This is a genomic window from Desulfurococcus sp., assembly GCF_049970475.1.
GTDB lineage: Archaea > Thermoproteota > Thermoprotei_A > Sulfolobales > Desulfurococcaceae > Desulfurococcus > Desulfurococcus amylolyticus.
On record NZ_JBMFMW010000058.1, the window covers coordinates 1 to 7713 of the forward strand.

General features: G+C 45.2%; 9 protein-coding genes, 1 tRNA gene and 1 pseudogene. All 11 read right to left on the reverse strand.

Annotated elements, in window-relative coordinates; all coding sequences use genetic code 11:
- On the reverse strand, positions 1 to 516 hold a 516-nt coding region (locus tag ACP5N5_RS04660), incomplete at its 3' end, for a protein-tyrosine phosphatase family protein (protein ID WP_428133395.1).
- Complete coding sequence (locus ACP5N5_RS04665) at positions 506 to 1528, reverse strand: thiamine-phosphate kinase (protein ID WP_428133398.1); 1023 nt, start codon at positions 1526 to 1528, stop codon at positions 506 to 508. The genes ACP5N5_RS04660 and ACP5N5_RS04665, both read right to left, overlap by 11 nt.
- 260 nt (positions 1529 to 1788) lie before the next feature.
- Positions 1789 to 1874 (reverse strand) — tRNA-Ser (locus ACP5N5_RS04670).
- A 108-nt stretch (positions 1875 to 1982) separates the two neighbouring features.
- Positions 1983 to 2294 carry a 30S ribosomal protein S10 gene (gene rpsJ, locus ACP5N5_RS04675; protein WP_042666796.1) on the reverse strand — a complete coding sequence of 104 codons (312 nt, stop codon included), beginning with the start codon at positions 2292 to 2294 and terminating at the stop codon, positions 1983 to 1985.
- 65 nt (positions 2295 to 2359) lie between these two features.
- Complete coding sequence (gene tuf / locus ACP5N5_RS04680) at positions 2360 to 3682, reverse strand: translation elongation factor EF-1 subunit alpha (RefSeq protein ID WP_042667879.1); 1323 nt, start codon at positions 3680 to 3682, stop codon at positions 2360 to 2362.
- A gap of 142 nt (positions 3683 to 3824) precedes the next feature.
- The gene (locus ACP5N5_RS04685; RefSeq protein ID WP_012609036.1) at positions 3825 to 4421 is read right to left on the reverse strand and encodes a 30S ribosomal protein S7; all 597 of its coding nucleotides are present in this window, start codon (positions 4419 to 4421) and stop codon (positions 3825 to 3827) included.
- Positions 4422 to 4474: 53 nt separating this feature from the next.
- The gene (locus ACP5N5_RS04690) at positions 4475 to 4921 is read right to left on the reverse strand and encodes a 30S ribosomal protein S12 (protein ID WP_012609037.1); all 447 of its coding nucleotides are present in this window, start codon (positions 4919 to 4921) and stop codon (positions 4475 to 4477) included.
- Positions 4922 to 4943: 22 nt separating this feature from the next.
- A complete protein-coding gene (locus ACP5N5_RS04695) occupies positions 4944 to 5390 on the reverse strand; it encodes a NusA-like transcription termination signal-binding factor (protein WP_012609038.1) in 447 nt (148 codons plus the stop codon).
- A gap of 6 nt (positions 5391 to 5396) precedes the next feature.
- Complete coding sequence (locus tag ACP5N5_RS04700; RefSeq protein WP_012609039.1) at positions 5397 to 5711, reverse strand: 50S ribosomal protein L30e; 315 nt, start codon at positions 5709 to 5711, stop codon at positions 5397 to 5399.
- Positions 5704 to 6924 (reverse strand): DNA-directed RNA polymerase subunit A'', encoded by a 1221-nt coding sequence (gene rpoA2, locus ACP5N5_RS04705; protein ID WP_042666800.1) that lies wholly within the window; start codon positions 6922 to 6924, stop codon positions 5704 to 5706. The genes ACP5N5_RS04700 and rpoA2 overlap by 8 nt, the downstream gene beginning before the upstream one ends.
- 1 nt (position 6925) lies before the next feature.
- Positions 6926 to 7713 (reverse strand): annotated as a pseudogene (locus ACP5N5_RS04710) (DNA-directed RNA polymerase subunit A'); the annotation flags it as partial.

A 7713-nucleotide genomic window follows, 5' to 3' on the forward strand; every position in this document is an offset into this window, starting at 1 on the left:
CTGGATGGCCTTGGATAATTGCCTAGTTATGCTGGTGTCAGCTACTTTAATCCAGTCGGCTACACTACGGAGTAACCCCAGCTCACTTAGGCTATTCAGGAAGACCTCGTATGTCCTAATCATTTTAACCTGCCAAGGGTTTTCAAGCGCCCCTGGTATAATACTCCTCAACTCCATAACTGCGTCATATGCGGTTAAACCATTGAAGACCAGGAATGACGCCGTAACCACACTGCTCCTCCCGAGCCCGCTGACACAGTGTACTAGAACAGCTCCACCGTTTTTTACATGGTACTCTATGAAGAAAGTAGCCTTTAAGAGATCGAGTAGTTCAACAGGATGTTGATCCCTAGTAGGTATGTATAGGACCTCCAGGCCGTGGCTGGCTAGTGATTCAACATAGTTTAACGGTGCATCATGCTGATCCATTAATGCCACTACCCCGGTAAAGTATCGTGTTAGTGCAGGGATATCACTTAATCTAGGCATAGGTGATTGAGCTAGCTTACCGGGCATCACCCATTGGAAAACGTTTCCCCCACCCCCTGAATTGATCCCATCTTTCCACAGTGATCCTGGCTCCATTAATATATATTCCCGGGGATATGTTTCCCACCCTCCCTATGATACTATATGGTATCTCATAGTAATCTAGTTCCTCAACCACTTTATCCAGGTACTCTCCAGCGACAATTAGCACGGCACCATACTCCTCTCCTCCAACTAGTACATGCCTCCACATGCATTCAATACTGTTCTTGCAATACTCTCTAAGTCCTGCTGGGTGTACCGGGAGATTCTCAAGGAGTATACCATACCCGCTGAGCTCTGAGAGTTGTTCCAAGGTATATCCAAGTCCATCACTTACATCCATTGAAGCATGAATGAATCTATAAGTAGACATGATCACGTTGGCTACTTCGAGCTTCAAATACACCCTCTTAGTGTTATCAACGACCCAGCTTATTCCACTAGCCTCCACGACACCGTGGAGTGCTACAAAACCCATCGAGCCATAAGATCCCGTGGCGATAACAATGTCGCCTGGCCTGGCTCCACGCCTACTTGGGGGACGTTTACAGGTTGTAAACCCCATTACTGAGACAGCTATCCATGGATCAAGGCTTTCATTTGTATCTCCCCCTGTAATCCTCACATCATAGTAGTTACTCGCTTCACGGAGCCCCTTGACCAGCTCCTCTAAATCCAGGATATCTGTTTCACTGCTAAGTCCTAACCCAATCATTGCTACACTAGGCACTCCGCCTTTAACCACTACATCGCTAAGGGCACCGGTTAAAGCCATCCACCCGATATCGCTCCAGGTCCTCCATGGAAGCATAAGCGATTTTATTCTATAAGCATCCATGGAATATATTAACCTAGGGCCTCTTGGCAGTAAATCTCTAGCATCATCGGGATACGTGAGACTCTCGCCCGATTCAGGCTTGCTGATCAGTTTATCAGCTATAAGATTTATTACAGCTTCCTCACCCATTTCCCCAAGGGATCCCCTCAATGAAGCCACCTTGACTACATGTTTTTATCTCTCTTCATGAAATATTTAGTTAGAGCTCTATGTTAAAGGGGTTAGGTCTTATATAGGTATAGGTTTATTTAAATTGGTTTCATCCCCTCATCCTTGTTCCCCCTATATCCCCTTTGGGCTTGCATACGGCTTAGGGGTGTTCGCGGGCACCCTACATCTTGAATTAGGGAAGAGATTCATACATACAATTACATTCTTCAATAGTAAACCTATATGGAAGCAGAAACAACATACCGAGGCGCCGGGGGCGGGATTTGAACCCGCGCGCCCCTTTCGGGGCACTGGCTCTCCAGGCCAGCCCCTTAGACCGCTCGGGCACCCCGGCTCATATCTATGATAAAAGTGTTTCAGGCTTATATTTCTTAACAGGAGGAAATTGAGTTCACAGGATGATGGGTTGAATCACTTTATTAAAACATCGGGCTGTTTAAAACTATATCTCTATCTCCATCCATATCTCAGGGGGAATCCTAACCCTTATCAACTGCTTCATTACTCTTTCATCCTCGGCTATGTATAGTAGCCTCTTATGTATCCTCATCTCCCATTTCTCATACTTTTTCTTTCCCTCTCCATGCGGTAGCTTCATTGTCCTGATTCTTAGTTTTTTAGTTGGCAGTGGTATTGGGCCATTCATTTTAACACCTGTCTTCTTCACTATATCTGTTATCTTACCCACGAAGTCGTCTAGTACTTTTACATTGGTGCTCCAGATCTTTATTTTAACCATCCTTGTTGCGGACATCGTGACCAACCTTATACCTGTAAGCATACTTGGAAACGTAATGTGTAGAATTCGGGTTTAAAAAACTATTTCTTGATATTGACTTGTGCTGGCTTGATCTCGAGTACCTGTCCAATACCGATTGTCTTACCCATGTCTCTCATAGCGAATCTTCCAAGAGCTGGGAAGTCAGCGTATTTCTCTACTACGAGTGGCTTTATCGGTTTGAATTTAACTATAGCTATGTCTCCCTGCTTCAGGAACTGCGGGTTCTTCTCAACCTCCTTACCTGTCCTAGGGTCGATCTTTGAAATTATCTCGGTTATCCTGCATGCCACGCTGGCTGTGTGGACATGTATTACTGGCGTGTATCCCACGGCTATTGCTGTTGGATGCCACATTATCATTATTCTCGCGGTGAATTCATCGGCAACTGTTGGGGGAACATCAAGGGATCCAGCCACATCGCCGCGCTTAATATCCTTCTTCTCTACACCCTTTACATTGAACCCGATGTTGTCGCCGGGCTCTGCTTTCTCGATCTTAGCGTGATGAGTCTCTATACTCTTGACTTCACCGATTAGTCCTGGCGGCATGAATACTACTTTATCGCCTACTTTAAGTACACCGGTTTCAACCCTTCCAACAGGTACGACACCAACACCGGAGATGCTGTATACATCTTGTATCGGTATTCTAAGTGGTTTATCAAGTGGCTTGGGCGGCACCGTTAATAAGTCCAATGCCTCTACTAGTGTTGGACCATTATACCACGGCATGTTGGGCGAACGTTCAATCAGGTTTTCACCTGTCCACGCTGACACCGGGATGAATGGTATCTTGGATATATCGTAGCCCAGTCCCTTTAGGAATTTGCCCAGGATCTCCTTAATCTCGTTGTACCTCTTCTCACTGTATGGTGGCTCGGTTGCATCCATCTTGTTTATGGCCACAATTAGCTGGTTTATACCCATGGTCCTAGCTAGTATGGCGTGCTCACGGGTCTGGCCCTCGGCACTCATTCCAGCCTCGAACTCTCCTTTTCTGGCGCTTATAACTAGGATGGCTGCATCGGCCTGGCTTGCGCCGGTGATCATGTTTTTAACGAAGTCTCGGTGACCGGGTGCATCTATGATGGTGAAGAAGTATTTCTTGGTCTCGAACTTCATGTATGATAGTGAAATAGTGACACCGCGTTCACGCTCTTCCTTCATTCTATCGAGTAACCAGGCAAACTTGAAGCTCTCCTTACCCATTTTCTTTGCTTCTTCCTCGATCATCTTCACGGTTTTTTCATCGAAGTAGCCTAGACGATAGAGTATATGCCCTGTCATAGTGCTTTTTCCATGGTCTACGTGCCCAATTATCACTATGTTTAAATGTGGTTTCTGAGGCGTGCTCACGTTCATCACCTTTCTTATCTACATTAACATGTCCAACTAGTTTAATAACTTTCAGGGTGTTTATAAAGTATTTCTCCCTGCCAGTAATTATCTCCGTCCTTGTTTATATAGGAGATAGAGGAGGTATCTGAGTGATAATTTAAAAACGCTATCTACTGCTTAACGCTATCCTCTCGATTTCCTCCTTCTTCTGAACAGCATAGCTCTTTGGATCATTTGATGCAGCCAACGCTATTTCCTCCGCTAATGCCTCCTCTATGGATATGGGGTTGTGGAAAGCCTTTAACCTAGCTCCCTCGGTTAGATGTCTTAGTGCTAGATCAATTCTCCTTAAAGGCGCTATATCAACTGAGACATGGTATGTTATTCCACCATACATTATCCTAGTGGTCTCCTCTCTAGGGGCCGCGTTCTCTATTGCCCTCACTAATACTTGTAATGGGTTTTCACCTGTTTTCAGATATATGAGTTCGAATGATTTCTTCACAATGTTGTATGCGAGGTGCTTCTTACCCATGTTTCTACCTGGTCGCATTACATTGTTTATTAGCCTCTCGACGATGGGTACTAGTGCTTTTCCAAAGCGTTTATGCTCATGTCTGCCGCCGGAGTGGGGTAGGTAAACTGGTTTTAGGCAAATATATTTTTTCAAGCTAGGGTCTCTTACCTCTATAAAATCGTAGCTCCATTTATTGAATAACTTTATTTCGCCAATCAACATCTCCCTGGTCTGCATCTCACTCATACATAAACACCTTCATTATCCGATATCAGGGCATGAGTTTAAAACCTATAGCATTATCTCACAGGCTTCTGCTTTTTTCCAAGCCATAAAGCTTTAAGCGAGACACCGTTAACCATTACCACCTTATATCTTACGCCTGGGATGTCTCCTAGTGATCCTCCTAGAGGGCCACCGATACCTTCTATTATTACCTCATCGTGTTCATCTATATAGTTTACTCCGCCATCCCATGGCACGAATGCTGTCACCACCTTACCGTTTTTAACTAGTTGCACCCTTACACATTTTCTTACAGCTGAGTTCGGCTTACGTGACTCTATGCCAACCTTCTCCAAGACTATTCCTCTGGCCATGGGTGCTCCTTCTAATGGATCCCTTAGCTTACCCATTTTCCTGAGCATTCTCTTCTTGAAGTCACGCTGACTCCACCTGAATTTCAATCTCTTCTCTTCCAGTTTCCTAGCGGCATACAACCCGCTTGGGCCTTTTTTACCGGGCATCTTCTCCCCTCACTTAACCGTGTTACGCGATAATCACTGAATCTATATTAAAATGCCTTTTTAAAATAAGTTTAGCCCTCTGAACGTTTTTACCGTTTTTACCGATGGCTATCCCTTTATCAGATGGATCCACTGCCACGTAGAGGATCTTGCTACCATCAGGTCTCGTTGAGAGCTTTATCTCCTTTATCCTGGCTGGTGATAACGCATATCTGACTTGCTCCTCGAGGTTATTACTGTAGCCAACTATCTCTATGTTTTTATTAAGTATCTTCCTCAGCCTCTGGACGAAGAAGCCTTTGGGTCCTATCGCCTTCCCCACATCCTCTGGGTTTACTAGGAAGATCACTCTGTTGTTATCCTCCTCAATAATACAATCCCTTACCACAGCACCTGTGAGCTCGTTTAATAACGTCATATAGCGGAATTCCTCAGGCGTTATCTTCACCTGTGGCTTCTCGTCACTCATCTACTTCTACACCTCTCCAGCGAAGTCAAGTATGTTTGATTGCCCCGGATCGATCACAGCTATTGAGGTAATGCTATGGGGACGCCCCAAAAGGGTACCTAGCTCTATGCTTGTTCCAGGGAACATTATAACGGGGATGTTGCTTAGCTTCGCATAATATATTAGATCCCTTTTTATCTCCGGGGAAGCGTTGGATGCTATGATTACTGCTTTAGCCTTCCCGTGAAGAACTAGTCTCCTGACTTGCCTACTTCCATACACTATTTGCCCTGTATCAGCAGTCGTTCTTATCGCTTTAAGCAGGTCAACCTGGCTACTCATTCCTATCACCTTTGTTGCCAGCCTCGGTCTTTAATAGGCTTGGAGTCATATAAATCTGAACCATACCAGTTCCTACAGGTATTGTTTGACCTATTATAATATTTTCTGTAACGCCATATAAACGGTCTTCCTCACTAGTGGCTGCTGATTCCAGGAGCTTTTGAACAGTCATCTCGAATGTAGCCCTGGCCAGTACGCTTGGCTTTTCACCGGCAACACCCATTCTACCAATCTGCCTCACATGCCCGGTCCACGTCATCATATCGGCTAGAAGCATTATATGCCTTATATCTACGTCTAGACCCTGGTCATCAAGTATCTCTTTGATCTCCTTGATTATAGCTTGCCTAGCGGCCTCTATGCCGAGCACTCTTTCTATCTCATGTATATTATTAGTATACACTCTCCTCCAGTCCACGCCTTCTATCCTCATTATTTCCTCAAGGTTGCTTCCCTCAGATATTATCACGTACTCGTCGCCGCGTTTCTGGATTATTACCTTACGTATCTCCTTTATACCCTTCAAATGCAGACCGAGAAGTTTGCTTCTCAGCTTCTCTAGCTTACTGTAGTCGAGGTATTCCTCTCTAAGCGATATTATTACCTCGTATGGGTCATCTCCTCTTGAAACCTCGCCCACATCTAGCTCCTTCAACTTCTTAATGATCACCTCGACACTTAACCCCTTATCCTCCAGCATCTCGGGATCCAGACGTACCCTCGTCACACCTTCTATGAGGTCGATATCTAGTTCCCTGGTGATGTTCTCTAGGTATGTTGACTCTATTTTTCTAGCTATCTCCCTAGCCTTCTCCTCGCTTCTCCTATATTCATCCACTAGATATATCTCCATGATAGGTGTTTCAGGCTTTTTCCTGGCGTCAACTATCTCTATGAGCCTGGGGAGACCGAGGGTTACGTTGTATTCACGTACACCGGCATAGTGGAATACCCTTAATGTCATCTGTGTTGATGGCTCTCCAAGGCTTTGGGCGGCAATAGTCCCCACAGCCTCGCCTGGCTCTATCAACGAGGAATGATATCTCTCGATTATATGTTCTATGAATCTTTCTACGGTTTCCCTAGTTATCACGATCTTCCCAGCTATGTTCAGTAATTTATTACGTACTTCCTCATATACCTGCTGGCTAACGTTCCCCTTCAGTCTCTCCTCGAGGAGCTGTTGGATTTCCTCTATAGTTAAACCCTGCATCTTATAGTCCACCTCCAAATATTTTCTCAATGACTCTATCTACGTTAACGGATTTACCATGGTCGCTCTTCATCGGGTCAACACCATCTTCACCATAGAGTAGCTGGACTATCTCACCTGTGGTAAGACGTACACTTCCATCATACTCCACCCTTAGGTCTTGTAACGCGTTTATTAAACGCCTCTGCATGTATCCAGACTGGCTTGTCCTGACAGCCGTATCTATCAGCCCCTCTCTACCAGCCGCGGCATGGAAGAACATTTCAACAGGGTTTAATCCATGTACAAACCCGCTTGCTATGAAACCCCTTGCCTCCGGACCCAGGTCTTCTGGCTTGAAGTGGGATAGTGCTCTCCCAAGGTAGCCCCTTGTAAGGCGCTTTCCTCTTACTGTCTGCTGTCCAAGTAGGGCGGCCATCTGGGTCAGATTGACTGGGTTTCCTCTCGCACCAGTTCTAGCCATGATTACAACGGGGTTGACTAGTGTAAAGTATGGTGTTATTACCTCGGCAACACTGTCAAGTAGCTTCTTGGATAATATATCAATTATTTCATCTTCCAGTGTCTCCTCGACTGTCTTACCTGGCCTTGCCAGTAGCTCTCCTCTCCTATACTTGGATATTAGTTCTTCAACCTCCTTTTTCTTCCCAGCTATTATCTCGCTTAACCGGTTCCTAGCCTCCTCTGGAAGCGTTAAATGAGTATAGCTCATCGTTAAGCCGTATTTCTCCGACATCCTTATAAACATCTTATAGACTCTATCCATGAACATTCTCCCGTAGTCTTCAC

Coding starts and splice junctions, on each gene's coding strand:
- ACP5N5_RS04700 (WP_012609039.1), bottom strand. CDS start 5,711: ATGAGTAGCCAGGTTGACCTGCTTAAAGCGATAAGAACGACTGCTGAT.
- rpsJ (WP_042666796.1), bottom strand. CDS start 2,294: ATGTCCGCAACAAGGATGGTTAAAATAAAGATCTGGAGCACCAATGTA.
- rpoA2 (WP_042666800.1), bottom strand. CDS start 6,924: ATGCAGGGTTTAACTATAGAGGAAATCCAACAGCTCCTCGAGGAGAGA.
- ACP5N5_RS04690 (WP_012609037.1), bottom strand. CDS start 4,921: ATGCCCGGTAAAAAAGGCCCAAGCGGGTTGTATGCCGCTAGGAAACTG.
- ACP5N5_RS04685 (WP_012609036.1), bottom strand. CDS start 4,421: ATGAGTGAGATGCAGACCAGGGAGATGTTGATTGGCGAAATAAAGTTA.
- ACP5N5_RS04695 (WP_012609038.1), bottom strand. CDS start 5,390: ATGAGTGACGAGAAGCCACAGGTGAAGATAACGCCTGAGGAATTCCGC.
- tuf (WP_042667879.1), bottom strand. CDS start 3,682: ATGAACGTGAGCACGCCTCAGAAACCACATTTAAACATAGTGATAATT.